The sequence below is a fragment of the Maricaulis sp. MIT060901 genome (assembly GCF_047123815.1).
Lineage (GTDB): Bacteria > Pseudomonadota > Alphaproteobacteria > Caulobacterales > Maricaulaceae > Maricaulis.
In genome coordinates this window covers 1,104,852-1,123,768 of record NZ_CP138920.1, presented here as the reverse complement: position 1 = coordinate 1,123,768, position 18,917 = coordinate 1,104,852, and the positions used below count along the sequence as shown (strand labels likewise).

Genomic DNA, 18,917 nt, shown 5'->3' with positions numbered 1-18,917 from the left:
GGATTAGCCGGTGACCTTGTCCAGCCAGTCGGCAAAGGCTTCCATCTGATGCTCGCGCCCGATCTCGTTCAGCGTCTCGTGGCGGAAGCCCTTGAGGATCTGGAACTCGACATCCTTGAAACCGGCCTTTTTCAGGCGCTTGTAGAGATGCCGGACGGTCTTGCCGTTATTGGTCGCCGGGTCCTTGGATCCGCCGATCAGGTGGAAGGGCTTGTCCTTGGCGATGTTCGCGAAATTGGCATTGTCCTCGGCGAAGGCCACGCCAGACAGGAAGTCGCGCCAGAGCGAGACCGAGGACGGCCAGCCACAGATCGGATTCTCGTCATACAGGCGTACCTGTTCGAGATCGCGTGACAGCCAGACCGACGTCGAGTCTGGCATCTGTTTGTGGTCCGGGAAGCGTTTGCTCCAGCCGTTGAACGTCATCTTGTCGATGGTCAGGCTGGGCGTGTTGGGCCCGCCCACCAGGGCTTCGAAGAAGAGGATCAGGCGCATCACAGACTTCATGCCGCCAATGGCCATATTACCATTCCAGATCGCGGCAGCGGCGACCGAGTCCGGTTCCCGCATGACATGATTGGTGGTGATGACTGCGCCCATCGAATGGCCGAAAACAACCAGGGGCAGATCCGGCCACATTGACTTGGCATGGTCCTCGACGGCCTTTACGTCGGCCATCAGCTTGTCCCAGCCATCCTTGTCAGCGAACCGGCGCGCGCCGCCATCTTCCGCCGTCGTGTGCCCGTGGCCGCGATGATCCTGTGCGATGGTGTGATATCCGCGACTGGCGAGATAGTCGGCAAAGGGCGCATAGCGGCTCGCACACTCGGCGAGACCGTGATTGACATGCACGATGCCGCGCGCCGGAATGTCGGCGCTGCGGGTATAGATCGCCAGCTTCGCCCCGCTCGGGCTGTCCAGGACTGCTTGGGTGAAACCGGTCTCGGCCATGATCGCTCCTTGATTGGTGAAATGAACTTAGCGCGTTTTTTCTTTGCCCGTCATGGCTATAGTCGCAGTTGAGTGAATTTCGGGGGAGAGAGCATGTTCAATCGCAAACGCAAGGCGATCCTGGCCATTGACCAGGGCACGACGAGTTCCCGCGCCATCGTGTTCTCACCCGATGGTGAAGTCATCGCCCTGGCTCAGGCCGAGTTTGCCCAGATCTACCCGCATCCCGGTTGGGTCGAGCACGATCCTGAAGTGATCTGGGCGACGGTTCTCTCTACGTCCCGTGATGCCATGCGCGCAGCCGAGAAGAAGGGCTGGAAGGTCGAGACAGTTGGCATCACCAACCAGCGTGAGACAACTGTTGTCTGGGACCGGGCCAGCGGAGCGCCCATCCACAATGCCATCGTCTGGCAGGATCGCCGGACCGCTGAGACTTGTGCAGCCCTGCGCGCTGGGGGCGAGGAAGACCGGGTGCGCGAACGCACGGGCCTCGTCCTCGACCCGTATTTCTCGGCCAGCAAGATCGCCTGGATCCTGGACCATGTTGACGGTGCCCGGGCCCGGGCCGAGGCGGGCGAGCTGGCCTTTGGTACCATTGATACCTGGCTGATCTGGAAGCTGACCGGCGGTGTGGCGCACAAGACCGATGCGACCAATGCCAGCCGCACCTCGCTGTACAATATCGTGTCCGGTGCGTGGGATGCCGACCTGCTTGAGCTGTTCAAGGTCCCTGCGGCCCTGTTGCCGGACGTCTGTGATTGTGCCGCCGAGTTCGGTGAGGTCGATGAGAGCCATTTCGGCCGGTCCCTGCCGATCCAGGGCGTGGCGGGCGACCAGCAATCGGCCACGGTCGGCCAGGCCTGTTTCCGTCAAGGCGAGATGAAATCAACCTATGGCACCGGCGCCTTCATGTTGGTCAATACCGGCGACAAGCCGGTCTATTCTTCCAACATGCTGTTGACGACCATCGCCTATTCGCTCGGCGGCAAGCCCGTCTATGCGCTTGAGGGTTCGGTCCTGTCCGCGGGGTCGACAATCCAGTGGCTGCGCGACGGGCTGGGCATTATTTCGCGCGCGTCCGAGGTCGAGGCGCTGGCGCGCGAGGCAGATCCGCAAAGCGGCGTCTATCTGGTGCCGGCCTTTACCGGGCTGGGCGCGCCCTACTGGGATCCTGATGCGCGGGCTGCGATTACCGGCCTGACGCGGGGTGCCGGCCGTGCCGAGATAGCGGCCGCGGCGCTCGATTCAACCGTGCACCAGACCTGTGATCTGCTGGACGCGATGCGCGCAGACGGGGTCGAGGTGACCGAGCTGCGGGTGGATGGCGGCATGGTCCGCAATGACGGCCTGTTGCAGCGCATGTCGGATTTGACCGGCGTTGATGTCGTGCGGCCCAGCAATACCGAAACCACCGCCTGGGGCGCGGCCTTCCTCGCCGGACTGCAGTCCGGCCTGATCGCCAGCCTGGAGGCCGGACGTGATGGCTGGTCCGTGGATGCGGCTTTCAAACCTGGCGCGGACGCTGGCCTGCGGGATACCGCACGCGCGGGCTGGACGGATGCGGTTGGACGTGTCCGGACGAGGTAAGGCCGCGTTCGGGACACTTCGCCTCAAGTGGAAGAGAGGTTCTAGCGATACGGATCATCCGTCGCCAGGAAATCCTGGACATAGCGGCGGACGCCTTCTTCCAGCGGGGTGGCGTTGACCGGGCAGCCGGCCGCCACGAGACGGCTCATGCGGGCTTCGGTGAAATACTGGTACTGGCCCTTCAGCTTGTCCGGCATGTCGAAATAGTCGAGCACAGGTTCGCGGCCCATGGCGTTGAAGACGGCGATCGCCAGGTCCTTGAAACTGCGGGCTTTGCCGGAGCCGACATTGTAGATGCCGCTCTCTTCCATCTCGGTGGCACACCAGATGGCCGTACGGGCGCAATCCTCGACCCAGACAAAATCGCGAAGCTGACCGCCGTCCTCGTAATCAGGGTGGTCGGAGGCAAACAGGCGCATCTTGCCGGTCTCCATGACCTGTTCGAACACCTGGATGGCGACCGAGCGCATGGAGCCCTTGTGCATCTCGTTGGGGCCATAGACGTTGAAGAACTTCAAGCCGGCCCAGCGCGGCGGGGCGACCCGGCCCTTGTCGACCTGGTTGCGCGCCCAGCAATCAAACTGCCACTTGCTCCAGCCATAGGCATTGAGCGGGCGCAGCTTTGCCATCGACGCCGCGTCGTCATCATCATTGAAGCCCTCATCGCCATCGCCATAGGTCGCAGCGGACGAGGCATAGACGAAGGGCACGCCATTCTCGCAGCACCAGTCCCACAGGTCGCGGGACAGGGTGAAATTGGTGCGGGCGATCAGATCGGCATCGCGTTCGGTCGTCGCCGAGATGGCGCCCATGTGGATGATCGCCTCGACGCGGTCACGATGCCGTTCCAGCGCCTCGAAGGTCTGGTCGGGATGGATGACGTCTTCCAGCACGTGTTTGGCAATATTCTTCCACTTCGCCTCATCACCCAGCTCGTCGATGATAGCGACGTCCTTGCCCTGTTCACACAGGTGAGCAACGATATTGGAGCCGATAAATCCGGCGCCGCCGGTGACGATGAACATGGCTAGCTTGCCCTTGCTTGAAGAATATAGTCCGCAGCCTCGCTGAGCGATGGTGCAGTGAAGACCTGTCCGGCCTGTATATCGGTTTCACCGGAAATGAGAATGCCGCGACCGCCGGTATTGTTCGCCAGTCCGACATCGCTGGCCTTGTCACCGATGACCCAGCTGTCCGCCAGTGCCAGGCCTGTCGCCTGTGCGCACTCCAGCGCCATGCCGGGCGCGGGTTTGCGGCATTCGCACACTTCATCCGGCGCGTGCGGGCAGAGCGCGATGTGGGCGAAGGTGATGCCATGCGGCTTGAGCATCTCCACCAGGGCATCATTGATGCTGTCCGCTGTCGTGCGGTCGAAATAACCGCGGCCGATGCCCGATTGATTGGTGACGATGCACAGGACGGCGCCCGCATCACGCAGCTTGACCAGGCCGTCCACGGCACCGGGCAGGAGGTCCAGCCCTGCCGGATCTGCCAGGTAATGCTTGTCCACATTGATCGTGCCGTCACGATCCAGCATCACCAGGAATGGCTCAGACATTCTCGGGTCCATTGGCGCGGGCGATGGCGGCCGTCGTGCTCTGGCCGTCGACCAGCGGGGCAAGCGCGATGCGTCCGCCACGGCCGGTCACAACGTCACCGCCGACCACGTCACCGGGCTTGTAGTCGGCGCCCTTGACCAGCACGTCCGGCTGGATGGCGGTGATGGCTTCCAGCGGCGTGTCCTCGTTGAAGATCACCACCAGGTCGACAAAACGCAGGGCTTCCATGACCAGGGCGCGGCTGTCTTCGTCCTGTACGGGGCGGGAAGGGCCTTTCAGGCGTTTGACCGAGGCGTCTGAATTGATGGCGACGATCAGCTTGTCACCCTGTTCCCGCGCAAAGGCGAGCAGGCTGACATGGCCGGGATGCAGCAGGTCGAAACAGCCATTGCTGAACACGACCGACTGGCCCTGGGCCTGCCAGGCGCGGGTCGCGGCCACAGCGCCGTCCAGTGACACCGTGAGGCGACCGTCGGGGGCCGTGCCATGCATGGCGATGTGCAGCTCGGCAGCGGAAGCGGTGGCGGTGCCAACCTTGGCGACCACCACGCCGGCTGCGCGATTGGCCAGTTCCGCGGCGTCCTCGACGGCGAGCCCTGAACCCAGTCCCAGCGCCAGCGCCGCAACCACCGTGTCGCCCGCACCGGAGACATCGAACACTTCCTGGGCCGCTGTGGGCAGGTGGGTGATGCCGTCATCGGCATTGCGGACGGTCATGCCCTGCGGTCCCCGGGTGACAACGACCATTGGACAGCCCACCTGTTGGGCGATGGCGCGTGCTGCGGCCTCCGCGCCGGCATCGCTGACACAGGATAGGCCGGTGGCTTCCTCGGTTTCCTTGGCGTTTGGCGTCACCACGGTGGCGCCGCGATAGCGCGACAGGTCACGCGCCTTGGGGTCGACAACGACCGGAAGGTTGCGGTCGTTCGCGATCGCACAGGCCCGGGCAATCGCATCCTCGGTCAGCACGCCCTTGGCATAGTCGGAGATGACCAGGGCGCTGGCACCGTCCAGGGCGGTGGCCAGGCTGGACATCATGTCTGCGACGACACTGTCCGGCTGGTCGCCGACATCTTCCTCGTCGACGCGCAGCATTTGCTGGTTCTTGGCGACATAGCGATTTTTCACCGCCGTGCGCATGTCGGGATTGATGGCCAGGGCTGCGCTCAGCCCGTCCTCGGCCTCGATTGCCGCCTGCAATTCCCGGCCGGCCGCGTCCGCACCGATGGCACCGATCAGCACGGCCTTCCCGCCGAGCGAGACGATATTGCGCGCGACATTGCCCGCGCCGCCAATCATGGCGTCGACACGTTCGGCCTTGAAGACAGGCGCCGGGGCTTCCGGCGAGATGCGCGTTGAGTCGCCAAAGGTATAGCGATCCAGCATGACATCGCCGAAGACGACGAGCTTGCGTCCCCGAAACGCTTCAATCCATTCGCTGCTGCGCGACATGACGCCCCCTGATGGCTGTATGGCCAAGGTATAAGCGTCTGGGCGATTAAGCGAAAGTGTCCTGTGAAGTGCTCAGCCGAGCGCCTGGTCGAGGTCAGCGATCAGATCTTCCGCGTCTTCCAGTCCAATGGACAGGCGGATCAGGTGATCCGGTACATCGGCCTCAAGACGCGCCTCGGGGGACATGGAGGCATGGGTCATCTTTGCGGGGATATTCACCAGGCTCTCCACGCCCCCGAGACTCTGCGCCAGGGAGAACAGGGCGAGACGGTTGACGGTCTCGTCTGCAACGCCCCCGGCGAGTTCGATTGAGATCAGCTGGCCGAAGCCGGATTGCTGGGTTGTCGCCAGCGTGTGGCCGGGATGGCTGTCCAGGCCGGGATAGTCGACGCGGGCGACGCGTTCGTCCTGTTGCAGCCATTGGGCGATGCGTGCGGCACTCTTGCCCTGTTCACGCGCGCGGACCGGCAGGGTGCGCAGGCCGCGCAGGGCCAGATAGGCGTCAAAGGCGCCACCGCCCACGCCGACACAATTGGCCCACCAGGCCAACTGCTCGGCGCGTGTCGCAGAGCGGCAGGACACAGCACCGCCGACCATGTCGGAATGGCCATTGATGATCTTGGTGATCGATTGCACGGAATAGTCCGCGCCCAGCTCGATCGGTCGTTGCAGGATGGGCGAGAGAACCGTGTTGTCGACAGCGGTCTCGGCCCCGGCCTCGCGGGCGAGGGCGCTGATTGCCCGGATATCGGAAATGCGCAGGCGCGGATTGGACGGGGTTTCAACCAGGACCAGCGCTACCGGTTCCGCCAGGGCCGTTTCGACGGCGTCCAGATCTGCGGTGTCGACATAGACGGGCAACAGCCGCCCACCATTGGCGCGGGCATCGAGCAGGCGCCGGGTGCCGCCATAGGCGTCATGGCTGCAGATGACGCGGGCGCCAAAGGGCAGGTCATGCAAGAGGAGATCGATCGCGGCCATGCCGGATGCGGTGACGACCGTGCCCTGCGCGCCTTCCAGTTCGCCGATGGCCTGGGCCAGCGTATCGCGGCCCGGATTGCCGGTGCGGGCATAGTCATAGGCCGGTTTGACCCCGGCCTCCTCGCGGCGATAGGCGGTCGACAGGGAGACCGGCGGGATGACCGCATTCCAGGTCTTGTCGCTGTTCAGACCGGCGCGGATGGCACGCGTACGTTCCCCGCTCATCGACCCGCTCCGGTGAAGCCGGCGAGAATGCTGGAAATGGCGTCGACCTCTTTCAGGAAGGCATCATGTCCGTAATAGCTGGTCAGTTCGAGGAAGCGCGATTTCGGCGTCTGGTCCGCCGCGGACCTGATCTGCTCGATCGGGACCAGGCGATCCTCGCGCACGGCGACATAGGTCACCTCGCATTCGATGGCCGAGAGATCGACCTCATGGCCATCCATGGAGTGCGACAGAGCGAGGAAACGTTCCGGGCTCATGCGTGTGGTGAAGTCCGCGCCGCGGCATTGCAGATAAGCCTCGATACCGTTGGCATCGCGGCTGTCCGGATCCGGTTCGAAGAAACGGTCCTCGATCTCGTCCGGCGTACGATAGGTCGTCATGGCGAGGCGGCGCGCCAGGTCCAGACCGGCCTTGCCGTCACCATGCCGGATCGCCAGCTCGACGGTCTCGCGCTGGATCGACCGCCAGGCGCGGGCCATGGCCGAGGGTTTGTGGGCGGCCGAGATGACCAGGGCCTTTTCGATACGCTCGGGGGCGATGGAGGCGAGGGCCAGGGCGACCATGCCTCCATAGGACGATCCGATCACGCTGAGCCGATCCACGCCCGCCGCATCGGCGAGGGCGAGGATGGCTGCAGCCTGGTCACGGGTGCTCGGGAAATGAGCCGAGGCGTCCGCAACAAAATCGATCGACAGGATACGGCATCCGTTCGGATCCAGCGGGCTGTTGCCGCCGGTGAAATCTCTCCACCACCCAGCTCCGCACGCACTGTCGGCGACATGGCGATCAGCGGAAATTCCGCCCAGCACCACGACAACCGGCGTATCTGCCGCGCCCATGATGCGGCCACCCACACAGAGTTCCTCTCCAGTGTCGGCGATAAAGCCGGCTTCCAGATCGATACAGTCGATGTCCAGTTCGGATTCGAGATTTGGATCGAGTGTGGCGGTGGCAGTCATCTTACTTCCCCGCAAGCGGGAAGAAGTGTGCGCCGACCGATACGGATCATGGCGCGCTTCGGGGGGATGACTGCACCATATCCGTTCCGCTTTAGCCGTACTTCTTCCGCGCCCGCAAGCTGAACATCAAATCGGCGCGTGACCACGTATAAAGATATGTTTATGTGTGTCAAGCGTTGAATCTGGCAGTGGGAGGGACAAATGCAGCCACAAACACCGTCACCCCGATGAAGATCGGGGCCCAGTTCGAAGGGCGCGGTGTTTCGGGTGATGGTGCGTTCTGGAGCGGAACCCAGCCTTGTGAACTGGGCCCCGATCTTCGTCAGGATGACGGGGGTGTCGGTCCCAACTGTCGATAGTCGCGCTAGCCGCATAAGTGTAGACGTGGTTAGTGGAACCAATGAGAATGTTGATGCCATACTTAGCGCCAGACGGAGGAGAGACTGTGATTAGTCGGCTTGTTTTGTGTAGCTGCACGTTTGTGATTCTTTCCGCATGCGACTGGATTTCGCCTAGCGAGATTCAGCCCGGGGGGATCGGGACAACCGTACTGGATGACGCCGAAAAATATGATGCGATGGTCGGCGCGCCGTTCTTCTTCGAGGGACGATTAAGTGTTACGTCCAGTGGAAACGTGGAAATCACCAGCGAGCGTGGTCTTGGAGCCTTTCACGTCCTAGACATTGATCGATTGTCTTTCATTTGCGTCCAGGCGTTGGATGGCGAAGTTGTGACTGTTTTGGGTTATCTTGGCAACGATCGCCAAATCCTACGTCCTGTGTTTATTCAGACGCAGAGGAACGGGGGCACAGATGTGTATGAATGTATCCACGAAATTGACTACAACGATTGGAACAACGATGGCCGCCTTAGCCGACTGTGAGGCAGAGGTGAGAGCGGCCAGGCCATAACGTGGCAGGTTTCCTCCGAAGCAATTGGGACAGAGACATTTTCCATGTCCGGGCATGGCCCCAAAGCCGAACACGCTTCCTCCAGCCCCACCCTGAACTCAGCAATCCCCTAACCCCCGAAAACCCGCTAACCTGCCCCCATGTGTGGTCGTTATGCGCTTGGCAAGCTGGAATGGTGGATCCTGCAGGAGATGTTCAAGCTCCAGCAGGCGGCATTGAACATGCAGCCGCGCTGGAATGTGGCTCCGACCCAGTCTGCGCCGATCATCCGTTATGCCGAGGACCATACCGAGGCGGTCATGGCGCGCTGGGGGCTGGTGCCGTTTTTCTGGCAGAAGCCGCTCGGCGAGATGAAGTTCTCGACCTTCAATGCCAAGTCGGAAACCGCTGCGACGACGGCAAGTTTCCGGGAGCCGTTCAAAAAGCGTCGATGCATTGTGCCGGCGATCGGCTTTTATGAATGGACGGGCAAGAAGGGTGCGAAACAACCCTGGTGGATCACCGTGAAAGACCAGGACTGGTTCGGTTTCGCCGGCCTGTGGGACGAAGCAGAGATCGAGGGTGAAACGCTGCAGAGCTTCACCATCCTGACCACGGCACCCAACAAGGAAATGTCGGACATCCATACGCGCATGCCGGTCATCCTGCGTCCGGACCAGTATGATCTGTGGATGAGCCCTGACGCCGCCAATGACGAGATCGAACCCATGCTCAAGGGCCTGCCCGATGGCAGCATGCAGATGCGCGAGGCCAACAAGTCGGTCGGCAATGTGCGCACCGAGGGCGAGTGGCTGATCGAGCCCGGCGACGGACCGCAGGCGCGGCTGGTCTAGTCGAGCTCCCCCTGCAGCGCAGCCAGGACCGCCTGGGTCGTTGTCTGGCGTCCCCGGTGCCAGGCGAGGTTCACCTGACTGACATTCTGCATCATCTGGGCGCTGGTGATCAGTTCCGGTGAGCGCCGTGTGGCCTCGATCGCCTCGGCATAGATACCGGGCTCCGATCCGACGGCTCGCAACAGCGACTGATAGTCCAGGAGCACGCCGGTATTGTCGATCACCAGGGTGGCCAGGGTTTCATAGGCCATCTCGTGGCGGCGCACCTGTTCGTCGAATTCGATCAGGGCGCGGCGAAGCTCCTCGGACCGGATCAGGCGCATGTCACCGCTCTCGAGAAGATCGACATAGGTGGCCGAGCGCCCCGCGGGCACCGGCGTGCCGATTGTATTGGCCAGACCGAGCTGGTATTCCGCGCTTGCCGTCTCAACGGTGTCGTCCCGGATCATGCCAAGGAAGCCACCGGCCGCTTCGGAGCGCCGGTTCAGGTCCGCGATAACGGCTTCGACATCGCTTTCGATGGCAACAAAGTCAGTATGGAGCCGCGAAATGATCAGGGCTTCCCGGTCGGCGTCCTGGCGCGTTTCATTCCAGGCCGTGATCTGAAAACCGATCACCACACCGGAGAGTACGATCACGAACTCGATGATGACCGCAGTCCAGTTCTGTTCGCGGACGGCAGTCGTCAGACGTTTGAGGATCATGGGGTCTCTCCACCAGCTACGGGATTGAGTTCTGCATCAATCAGATCCTGAACTTCGCGCACATTCGACTGCAAGACCGCAATGTACAGCCTGGCCGCATTGCTCACATAGACCGAATAGGACAGCGTGTTTGCCAGCGCTTCACTGTCCGTCATCGCGCGATTAAGAAGAATGACATCAGAGAGACTGTATCCTTCAGTTTCGACACGGACATAGGGGCGCAGCTCGGATACCAGATCGACCTGCTGGGCCTTGAGTTGATCAAAGACGCCATGAGCATCAGCCTCCAGCAGCGGAATTCGAGCGAGAGCCGCGCGCAGTTCTTCATTGCGAACCAGGCCCAGCCGGCCGCTGGAAATCAGTTCAACAAGGGCGGCAGACTGGATCTGGACTTCAGAGACCCGGGTAATCACGATCAAGGCAGAGGCATTGGCCTGCATTGTCTCCGTGTCCTGTCGGTCGACGGCGTCAATGAAGCGCAAGGAGTGTTCGCGGGCATCATCGAGATCGCCATGCTGATCGCTCAACTCGACCTGGATGGCTTCGAATTCACTGGCAAGCCGCTCGAGATAGGCCTGCTCCAAAGCCCGGTCCTGGCGCGCGGCGTTCCAGGCGGTGACCTGGAAACCGACCACGACACCCAGGATGACGATGACAAACTCGATGCCGACCGCGAGCCAGTTCTGTTCGCGCAGGGCCTTGGTGATGTTGGTGAGGATCATGTGCGCCCCCGAATATCCCCTGTTGGTTGAGTGGCATGATAGGCAATTTCAACGACAAGGCGACAGGGAAAGGGGGCGCAGGGGTCTCGAGGCCTGACGGTTCAATCGCCAAAGAAAAACGCCCCGGGTGTGGACCGGGGCGTTTCATGGTGGGGAGGACACCAACAGGAGAGGGGGATCAATCCTGTTCGTGCAGCCAGGCGGCGTGCCGTGGGGCGCGCTTAGTCTGGCTCCATTCTTCAATCATCAGCGGCGCAACCTCGTTGAGCTGCTTCATCTGGTCCGGCGTGCCGGTATTGGCGGCCAGTTCCAGGCGGTGACCGTTCGGGTCGAAGAAGTAGATCGACTTGAAGACGCCGTGATTGACCGGACCGAGCACGTCCAGGCCTTCCGCCTCTACATGCGTCTTGGCTTCGTTGAGCTTGTCCAGGTTCTCGACCTCGAAGGCGATGTGCTGGACCCACTGCGGCGTTTGTTCGTCGCGGCCCATCTCCGGCGAGTTGGGCAGTTCGAAAAAGGCCAGGACATTGCCCATGCCGGCATCCAGGAAGATGTGCATGTAGGGATCCGGAGCCTTCGTGGACGGCACCTCGTCCTCGGCAATCGCCAGGACCAGATCCATGTTCATCACCCGCTTGTAGAACTCGACGGTTTCCTTCGCGTCCTTGCAGCGATAGGCGACGTGGTGAATGCGCTTCAGCTCGACGGTCATCGACCTCTCCCTTAAGCGTTTTCGGTGTTCAGTATGCCGCGATTGATCTGGTCGCGCTCGATGCTTTCGAACAGGGCCTTGAAATTGCCTTCGCCGAAACCTTCGTCTTCCTTGCGCTGGATGAACTCGAAGAAGATCGGGCCGATGGCCTTCTCAGAGAAGATCTGCAGCAGGAGGCGCGGGCTGCCGCCTTCGGTGGTGCCATCGAGCAGGATGCCGCGCTTGCGGAATTCCTCGGTCGGCTCGCCATGGCCCGGCAGGCGCTCTTCCAGCATGTCGTAATAGGTTTCCGGCGGCGCAGTCATGAATTTGGTGCCGGCCTTTTCCAGGCGGTCCCAGCATTCAATCAGGTTGTCACAGGAGAAGGCGATGTGCTGGATGCCTTCACCCTTGTACTCGCGAAGATACTCCTCGATCTGGCCGACTTTTTCCGACTTTTCCTCGTTCAGCGGAATACGGATCAGCCCGTCCGGAGCGGTCATCGCGCGGGACAGGAGGGCGGTGTACTCACCCTTGATGTCAAAATAGCGGATCTCACGGAAGTTGAAGAGGTTCTCGTAATACTCCGCCCAATAGTCCATGCGACCCTTGTAGACGTTGTGCGTCAGATGATCGATGACATTGAAACCACAGCCCTTGGGATTGCGGTCGACACCTTCGAGGTATTCGAAATCGATGTCGTAGATGGAGTTTTCCGGACCGAAACGGTCGACCAGGTAGATGGACGCACCACCGATACCCTTGATGGCCGGGATGACCAATTCGGAAATGCCTGCTTCGGTCAGGACCGGCTCGGCACCACGATCAAGGCATTCTTCATAGGCTTCAGCTGCGTTCTTCACGCGGAACGCCATGCCACAGGCCGACGGTCCGTGTTCCTTGGCGAAGAAGGCGGCCTGGGTTTCCGGCTCGTAATTGATGATGAAGTTGATATCGCCCTGGCGCCACAGCTCAACATCCTTGGAGCGGTGATTGGCGATGTGGGTGAAGCCCATGGCTTCGAAGATCGGCTCGATGATGCCACGCTCTTCAGCAGCGAATTCAACGAATTCAAAACCACAAAGCCCAATCGGGTTTTCGAACAGATCGGCCATGCCAAACCTCATTTATCTTGTATGGATCCCGGGCGCTCTAGCCCTCATTGGAACCTAACATATATTTTTTGTTGTTATTGCGTCAAGTTGTAAAAACAACTAAATTGATTTCATGACTGACACGCAAATCACTCCGCCCGCCATTCTTTCGCTGGAAGACTACTGGCCCTATCAGATGGTCGTGCTTGCTGATCGCATCTCGCGCTCGACCGCCGCTGTCGTGAAGGAGCATGCCGATCTCAACCTGTCACAATGGCGGGTGCTGGCAGCGATTGCAGAGAAGCCGGGGCGTACCGCAGTGGAAGTCGTGCAGATGACGCCGATGGACAAGGGCATCGTCTCCCGCGCCACCAAGGCCCTGCTCGATCTTGGCCTGGTCAAGCGACAGGCCTCGCAGGCCGATGGCCGGGTCAGCCATCTCTACATGACCCGCAAGGGTGAGCGCCTGTACCAGGACGTGTTGCCGCGCGTGGAAAGCGTGCCCGCTGAGGCCCAGGCCGAGCTGAGTCCGGGGGACCGCGCAAACCTGCTGGCCATGTTGCGCAAACTCAAGGCCGTGCTGCCGGATCCGCAATAAATCATGCACGACGGAATAAGTACTGGCCAGCGCACCTGTGGCGGCGTAAGAGGGCGCGCCTTCTAACGCAGGAACACGTCCATGAGCGCTTCTCTCGATAAGCTCCGTAACATCGCCATCGTAGCCCACGTCGACCACGGCAAGACCACGCTGGTTGACCAGCTGCTCAAACAATCGGGCACGCTCGACGAGCGCGCGGCGACGCCGGATCGTGTCATGGACTCCAATGATCTGGAAAAAGAGCGCGGCATCACCATCCTGGCCAAGAACACGGCGGTGACCTGGGGTGACTGGTCGATCAATATCGTGGACACGCCCGGACACGCCGATTTCGGCGGCGAGGTCGAGCGCGTCTTGTCGATGGTCGATGGCGTTCTGTTGCTGGTCGATGCGGTCGATGGCCCGATGCCGCAGACCTCCTTCGTCACCAAGAAGGCCCTGGCTCGTGGTCTCAAGCCGATCGTCGTCATCAACAAGGCTGACCGCCCGTCCGCACGCCCGGACTGGGTCGTGGACCAGACCTTTGATCTGTTTGATCGTCTCGGCGCCAATGAAGAACAGCTCGACTTTCCGGTCGTCTATGCCTCTGCCCTGCAGGGCTGGGCCGCGAACGAGGCCGGCGAGATCGGCACCGACATGGAGCCGCTGTTCGAGATGATCACCAAACACACGCCCAAGCCGGATCTGGATCTGGACGGCCCGCTGCAGCTGCAGGTCTCCGCTCTGGACTATTCTTCCTTCACCGGCGTGATCGGTATTGGCCGCGTGCACCGTGGCAAGGTCACCAAGAACCAGCCGGTTGTTGTCGCCAAGCCGGATGGCCGCGAAGTGAAGGGCCGTGTCCTGCAGGTTTTCGGTTTCCACGGACTGGAGCGGGTCGAGCGTGACAGCGCCCAGGCTGGCGATATCATCACCTTTACCGGCATCGAGGATCTCAAGATCTCGGACACGGTGTGTGATCCGGAGCATGTCGAGGCCCTGCCGCCGCTCTCCGTCGACGAGCCGACCCTGTCCATGACCTTCCAGGTCAATGACAGCCCGTTTGCCGGTCGCGAGGGCAAATACGTCACCAGCCGCAATATCAAGGACCGACTCGAGCGCGAGCTGATCCACAATGTGGCGCTGAAGGTCGAGCAGCAGGACGATCCGGACAAGTTCACGGTTTCCGGTCGCGGCGAGTTGCACCTGTCCATCCTCATCGAGACCATGCGTCGCGAGGGATACGAGCTGGCGGTCGGTCGCCCGCGCGTGGTCCTGAAAGAGATCGATGGCGAGATCTGCGAGCCCTATGAAAGCCTCACCATCGACATGGAAGAGGAACACCAGGGCGGCGTCATGGAAAAACTCGGCACCCGCAAGGCCGAGCTGAAGAACATGGTTCCGGACGGGCACGGACGTGTGCGCATCGACTATGTCATCCCGACGCGCGGCTTGATCGGTTTCCGCTCCGAATTCCTGACCCTGACCTCGGGCACGGGCCTGATGTTCCACACTTTCGACCACTACGCGCCGAAAACCGACGGCGTCATCGGACAGCGCCATAACGGTGCCATGGTCTCCATGGTCGACGGCAAGGTTCTGGGTTTTGCCCTCTTCAACCTGCAAGAACGCGGCAAGCTCTTCCTGGGCCATGGCGTGGATATCTATGAAGGCATGTTGATCGGCGTGAATGCGCGCGAGGAAGACATGATCGTCAACCCGACCAAGGGCAAGAAGCTGACCAATATGCGTGCGTCCGGCACTGACGAGAACATCGTCCTGACCCCGCCGATCAAGGTCACGCTGGAATACGCGCTGGAATTCATCGACGATGATGAACTGGTCGAGGTGACACCCGAGAGCATCCGTATCCGCAAGATCTTCCTCAAGGAACACGAGCGCAAAAAGGAAAAGCGCCAGGCGGGGTAAGTCTTTTATCTCACGCCAACTCGCTGCGCTCGCGGCTCCGATGGGGCGGGCTGACCGCCCGACGCGCGGTCGCGCTTGCGACGTGGTTATTTGATCTCACGGCAATTCGCTTCGCTCACGCCTTCGAAGGGGCGGCGCATGGGCGCCGACGCGCAGTCGCGCTTGCGACGCCTTTGGCGTCGGGGGAGCCTCACTCTTTTTCCTCCCCCTCCAGGGGGAGGTGCCCCGAAGGGGCGGAGGGGGAAGCACCAAAATCTCCACGATCTCGCGATCTGGAGTGAGAGGCATGCGGAAGGCCGGTGAAACCGGGATTTATTCTTGAGCAGGGGTTAGGGACCTCCCGCACACGGGTCTGCTGTCTGCCATGCCCTTATGACCCCGAAGGGTCGGCAGCCGCGTCCCGCACATCCACGCCCGAAAAGACTGAGCTCTCGCCTCCCACGACATGGATCGAGGGAGAGTATGGGGCAGATTTGAGCAGCGTGGATATCTTCCCCGCTCGCGGGGAAGTGGGCTCGCCGTAGCCAGAGGCGAAGGCGAGGTCGAAGGGGGTGCGAACGCCAGTGAGCCCTAGACCTCCGCGCTACGCGCTCCGGCCCCTCCGTCCCTTCGGGACACCTCCCCGAGGAAGAGGATAGGCACCGACACACCGTCACCCTGATGACGATCAGGGCCCAGTTCGAAGGGTTAGGTGTTTTTCGAGGAAGCGTTTTCTGGAGCGGAACCCAGCCTTGTAAACTGGGTCCCTGCCGTCGCAGGGATGACGGGGATAAAGGGCGAGGAGCGAAGGAGGCGAAAGGACTTCGCCAAGCATCTCGCTACTGCTCAATGGCCACACATGTTACTCTTCCCCGACACATGATCGGGGAGGCGGAAATGAAACGTCGTGAGTTCCTGAGTGGTGCGCTTGGAGCCGGGGTTGCGGTCAGCCTGTCTGCGCCGGCCCGCGCCGGCATGCAGAACATCAAGTGCGTGATTGTGGGCGATGGTGCTGTTGGCAAGACCTGTGCGGCGATTTCCTACACGACCAATGCCTTTCCCGGGGAGTACATCCCCACGGTCTTCGACAATTATTCGGCCAATGTCATGCGCAAGGGCGGGCCGGTAAATTTCGGGCTCTGGGATACGGCGGGAGATGAGGACTATGACCGGCTTCGCCCGCTGAACTATCCTTAGACCGATGTCTTCATCGTGGCCTATTCGATCATATCCGAATCCAGCCTCGCCGATGTCGAGACGCGCTGGTACCCGGAAATCCAGCACCATGCGCCCAATGTCCCGCGCCTTCTGGTGGGTATGAAGTCCGACCTGCGCGCGTCCAGCAGCCCGCATGTGAACCCGATCAGCCGCCAGATCGGCCAGGAAATGGCCATACGCACGGGCTGCGCAGGGTATCGGGAATGCTCGGCCATGACCCAGGACAATCTGGCGGAAACCTTCGGAACCGCGATGGACCTGGCCATGGGTTTGCCGCCGGAGGAGGACGCGCCGCTGTTCGAGCGACGCCCCATCCCGATCGACCGTGATCGTTTGCGCAATCCTCCGCGCTCCATGACCCGACCGCGCGGAGGCGGTGGCTAGGATCTGAAGCGAGCCGCATTCTCGGCCGCAAATTCAGTGTCGTCGATGTCGCCCCAGAACGCCGGGACCGGTTTGGGAATGGTCAGGGCTTTTTGCACAGCCGGGCGGTTGTCTATGCGCTTCAACCAGGCCTTGAGATGGTCCAGCCCGTCAATATCGACCTGTGCCCACGGCCAGGCGCGCGCCCAGGGGTAGGTGGCGATATCGGCGATGGAATAGGTATCGCCAACCAAAAACTCCCGGCCTTCCAGGCGATTGTCGAGGACTTCCAGCAAACGATGGCTTTCATCGACATAGCGCTGGATTGAGTAGGGCTCCTCATGCCCGTTGGGCGCCGCGATGCGCTGGAAGAACATGGCCTGGCCCATCATCGGTCCGACGCCGGCCATCTGGAACATCAGCCATTGCAGCGTCTCGGATCTTTCCTTCGGGTCCTGCGCGAGGAATTGACCGTATTTCTCTGCCAGATACCACAGGATGGCACCGGATTCGAAGACCGCGAAATCATCATTGGACCGATCGATGAGCGCCGGTATACGCCCATTGGGATTGATCTTGAGATAGTCCGGCGCCTTCTGCTCCTTCCTGGCGAAATCAATCGCCGTCAGCTTGTAGTCCAGGCCGGCTTCTTCGAGGAAGATGACCGGTTTCCAGCCATTCATCGTGGAGGCTGTGAACAGGTGAAGATCAGGCTGCGTCATTGTCCGTCTCCCGCGCAGGAGTGAAGAACTGTTCCAGGTGTGCGTCGAAGCGTTGGAAATCGCGTTCGATGTCCGGGTTTTTCATGACATCGTGTGCGGCAAAACTGGCCAGCGGGCGCATGTCGAAAAAGCGGAAATTCTGGTGGATCGGGTACATCAGATCGTCGACGGACTTGCCCTGGAAGAAGAACTCGCCGGGGTCATCAAACGCTTCTTTCGGGGCATTGAATGTCATCGACAGCATATAGGTCTTGCCGCCAAGGGTGCCGCCCGTGCCGTAGTTGCGCGTGGGTGCGTCGGCCGTGCGGCCATCGCCAGCGCACAGGCGTCCGTCCATGCCTGCAGAATAAACCTCGTCCTGGTATTGCTTGGCGCGCCAGGGCAGGCCCATCCAGTTGACCGGGTATTGCAGGATGATTGTGTCCGCCCAGAGGTGTTTCTCGATCTCTTCGTCGACGTCATAACCCTGGGAAATTGTGGTTGCTCGTATGGTGTGACCTTGTGCGGCCAGTTTATTTTCTGCCTTCTCGACAAAACTGGTATTCAGCCGCCCGGGGGCAAACGGGTAGGGCTCGTGGGCATTGATAATCAGGATATTGCTCATGATGTTTCCTGTCCTGGAACGTGTCTTGCGGAACAGGTGGTCGACGCGGAAACAAAATGCAACTAGTATACTTTTTGTAACCACTAACTTTGTTGCAGCGAGGGTTTCATGGGCGGGCGTGTCGAAACAGCCAGTGACGGGCGCAAGGTCACAGTATCGGAGTGCACCGAACCCTGTGCCATCGAACGCGGAATGCGGGTTCTGGGCGGCAAGTGGACGGGCTCTGTGCTCTGGCATCTCAAGGACGAGCCCGTGCGGTTCAATGATCTTTGCCGGATGATCGGCGGGGCCAGCAAGAAAATGATCTCCGATCGCCTGCGTCATCTCGAGGCTCACGGCCTGGTTTCGCGGACCGTTCTCGAGACCTCTCCGGTAGCGGTGGAATACTTCATCACGGCGCACGGGCGCACCGCACTGGACTTCCTGGGAGCCCTGAAGGACTGGAGTGAAGCGGAGGTGGTTGGGCCGGAGTCGAGCGTGGTTTCATCCCGGGCGCGCGGTTCATGACGGTCGAACCCGGTATACGTCTCGAAGATCGGGTCAGGGAGGTCCTGACCCCTCTACCGGCGGCTGTGAAAGCCGCCGACACTTTCCCGGTCATGAGCATCGGTGAAGCCCTGACGGAATTGGTTACCCGGAAAAACCTTTCCGTACTCTGCGGTCATGTCCTGCATCAATGCGCGCGGGACTATTCCCGGGATGGCGACCTGTTGGTCGGTCTGGTTCTGGAAAATCTGATTATGGATAAGGCCTGCCGATGGCGCGAGATTGAGGCTGAACTCCTCCGTTTCGCGACCAGAAACGCCAACGACGGCGACGAGATGGCGTTCGTCACGGAGATGCTGGAGCATCTTGG

Annotated in this window: 19 protein-coding genes and 1 pseudogene; 7 read left to right on the top strand and 13 right to left on the bottom strand. The window is 61.2% G+C overall.

Features of this window, described 5'->3' with window-relative positions:
• Window positions 1–3: 3 nt before the first annotated feature.
• Complete coding sequence (locus SIC17_RS05715; RefSeq protein WP_291894951.1) at window positions 4–951, bottom strand: alpha/beta fold hydrolase; 948 nt, start codon at window positions 949–951, stop codon at window positions 4–6.
• 93 nt (window positions 952–1,044) lie between these two features.
• Between SIC17_RS05715 and glpK the strand changes: the two genes are divergently transcribed.
• Window positions 1,045–2,538 carry a glycerol kinase GlpK gene (gene glpK, locus SIC17_RS05710; protein WP_412546649.1) on the top strand — a complete coding sequence of 498 codons (1,494 nt, stop codon included), beginning with the start codon at window positions 1,045–1,047 and terminating at the stop codon, window positions 2,536–2,538.
• A gap of 41 nt (window positions 2,539–2,579) precedes the next feature.
• Here the strand turns inward: glpK and rfaD are convergent, their stop codons facing one another.
• The 5 genes from rfaD to metX form a co-directional block, all read right to left on the bottom strand.
• A complete protein-coding gene (gene rfaD / locus SIC17_RS05705; RefSeq protein WP_412546648.1) occupies window positions 2,580–3,563 on the bottom strand; it encodes an ADP-glyceromanno-heptose 6-epimerase in 984 nt (327 codons plus the stop codon).
• Between the two features lie 2 nt (window positions 3,564–3,565).
• On the bottom strand, window positions 3,566–4,096 hold the full coding sequence (locus tag SIC17_RS05700; protein ID WP_412546647.1) for a D-glycero-alpha-D-manno-heptose-1,7-bisphosphate 7-phosphatase: 531 nt from the start codon (window positions 4,094–4,096) through the stop codon (window positions 3,566–3,568).
• Window positions 4,089–5,549 (bottom strand): D-glycero-beta-D-manno-heptose-7-phosphate kinase, encoded by a 1,461-nt coding sequence (rfaE1, locus tag SIC17_RS05695; RefSeq protein WP_412546646.1) that lies wholly within the window; start codon window positions 5,547–5,549, stop codon window positions 4,089–4,091. The genes SIC17_RS05700 and rfaE1 overlap by 8 nt, the downstream gene beginning before the upstream one ends.
• 72 nt (window positions 5,550–5,621) lie before the next feature.
• Window positions 5,622–6,755, bottom strand: coding sequence for a trans-sulfuration enzyme family protein (locus SIC17_RS05690; RefSeq protein ID WP_412546645.1), 1,134 nt, complete (start codon window positions 6,753–6,755; stop codon window positions 5,622–5,624).
• On the bottom strand, window positions 6,752–7,714 hold the full coding sequence (gene metX / locus SIC17_RS05685; protein WP_412546644.1) for a homoserine O-succinyltransferase MetX: 963 nt from the start codon (window positions 7,712–7,714) through the stop codon (window positions 6,752–6,754). The genes SIC17_RS05690 and metX overlap by 4 nt, the downstream gene beginning before the upstream one ends.
• A 400-nt stretch (window positions 7,715–8,114) precedes the next feature.
• Here metX and SIC17_RS05680 point away from each other — a divergent pair, with 400 nt between their 5' ends.
• A complete protein-coding gene (locus SIC17_RS05680) occupies window positions 8,115–8,597 on the top strand; it encodes a hypothetical protein (protein WP_412546643.1) in 483 nt (160 codons plus the stop codon).
• Window positions 8,598–8,765: 168 nt separating this feature from the next.
• Window positions 8,766–9,458, top strand: coding sequence for an SOS response-associated peptidase (locus SIC17_RS05675; RefSeq protein ID WP_412546642.1), 693 nt, complete (start codon window positions 8,766–8,768; stop codon window positions 9,456–9,458).
• Here the strand turns inward: SIC17_RS05675 and SIC17_RS05670 are convergent.
• The 4 genes from SIC17_RS05670 to hppD form a co-directional block, all read right to left on the bottom strand.
• Complete coding sequence (locus SIC17_RS05670) at window positions 9,455–10,162, bottom strand: hypothetical protein (RefSeq protein WP_412546641.1); 708 nt, start codon at window positions 10,160–10,162, stop codon at window positions 9,455–9,457. The two genes, SIC17_RS05675 and SIC17_RS05670, sit on opposite strands and share 4 nt — an antisense overlap.
• Complete coding sequence (locus SIC17_RS05665; RefSeq protein WP_291894937.1) at window positions 10,159–10,884, bottom strand: hypothetical protein; 726 nt, start codon at window positions 10,882–10,884, stop codon at window positions 10,159–10,161. Before SIC17_RS05665 ends, SIC17_RS05670 begins: the two co-directional genes overlap by 4 nt.
• 178 nt (window positions 10,885–11,062) lie before the next feature.
• Entirely contained in the window at window positions 11,063–11,596 is a 534-nt protein-coding gene (locus SIC17_RS05660; protein ID WP_291894936.1) for a VOC family protein, read from the bottom strand.
• Window positions 11,597–11,607: 11 nt separating this feature from the next.
• Complete coding sequence (gene hppD, locus SIC17_RS05655; RefSeq protein WP_291894934.1) at window positions 11,608–12,690, bottom strand: 4-hydroxyphenylpyruvate dioxygenase; 1,083 nt, start codon at window positions 12,688–12,690, stop codon at window positions 11,608–11,610.
• Window positions 12,691–12,802: 112 nt separating this feature from the next.
• Here hppD and SIC17_RS05650 point away from each other — a divergent pair, with 112 nt between their 5' ends.
• The 3 genes and pseudogenes from SIC17_RS05650 to SIC17_RS05640 all read left to right on the top strand — a co-directional run bounded on the left by SIC17_RS05650 (window position 12,803) and on the right by SIC17_RS05640 (window position 16,756).
• Complete coding sequence (locus SIC17_RS05650; protein ID WP_412546640.1) at window positions 12,803–13,267, top strand: MarR family winged helix-turn-helix transcriptional regulator; 465 nt, start codon at window positions 12,803–12,805, stop codon at window positions 13,265–13,267.
• A gap of 81 nt (window positions 13,268–13,348) precedes the next feature.
• Entirely contained in the window at window positions 13,349–15,175 is a 1,827-nt protein-coding gene (gene typA, locus SIC17_RS05645; RefSeq protein ID WP_291894930.1) for a translational GTPase TypA, read from the top strand.
• 660 nt (window positions 15,176–15,835) lie between these two features.
• Window positions 15,836–16,756: pseudogene (locus SIC17_RS05640) on the top strand (Rho family protein).
• On the opposite strand, the gene SIC17_RS05635 reads toward SIC17_RS05640, so the two are convergent.
• Window positions 16,753–17,457, bottom strand: coding sequence for a glutathione S-transferase family protein (locus SIC17_RS05635; protein WP_412546639.1), 705 nt, complete (start codon window positions 17,455–17,457; stop codon window positions 16,753–16,755). The pseudogene SIC17_RS05640 and the gene SIC17_RS05635 overlap by 4 nt on opposite strands.
• The gene (locus tag SIC17_RS05630) at window positions 17,444–18,061 is read right to left on the bottom strand and encodes an NAD(P)H-dependent oxidoreductase (protein WP_291894926.1); all 618 of its coding nucleotides are present in this window, start codon (window positions 18,059–18,061) and stop codon (window positions 17,444–17,446) included. Before SIC17_RS05630 ends, SIC17_RS05635 begins: the two co-directional genes overlap by 14 nt.
• 108 nt (window positions 18,062–18,169) lie before the next feature.
• Here SIC17_RS05630 and SIC17_RS05625 point away from each other — a divergent pair, with 108 nt between their 5' ends.
• The gene (locus SIC17_RS05625; RefSeq protein WP_291894925.1) at window positions 18,170–18,568 is read left to right on the top strand and encodes a winged helix-turn-helix transcriptional regulator; all 399 of its coding nucleotides are present in this window, start codon (window positions 18,170–18,172) and stop codon (window positions 18,566–18,568) included.
• 53 nt (window positions 18,569–18,621) lie between these two features.
• Here the strand turns inward: SIC17_RS05625 and SIC17_RS05620 are convergent, their stop codons facing one another.
• On the bottom strand, window positions 18,622–18,912 hold the full coding sequence (locus SIC17_RS05620) for a hypothetical protein (RefSeq protein ID WP_412546638.1): 291 nt from the start codon (window positions 18,910–18,912) through the stop codon (window positions 18,622–18,624).
• Window positions 18,913–18,917 lie beyond the last annotated feature (5 nt).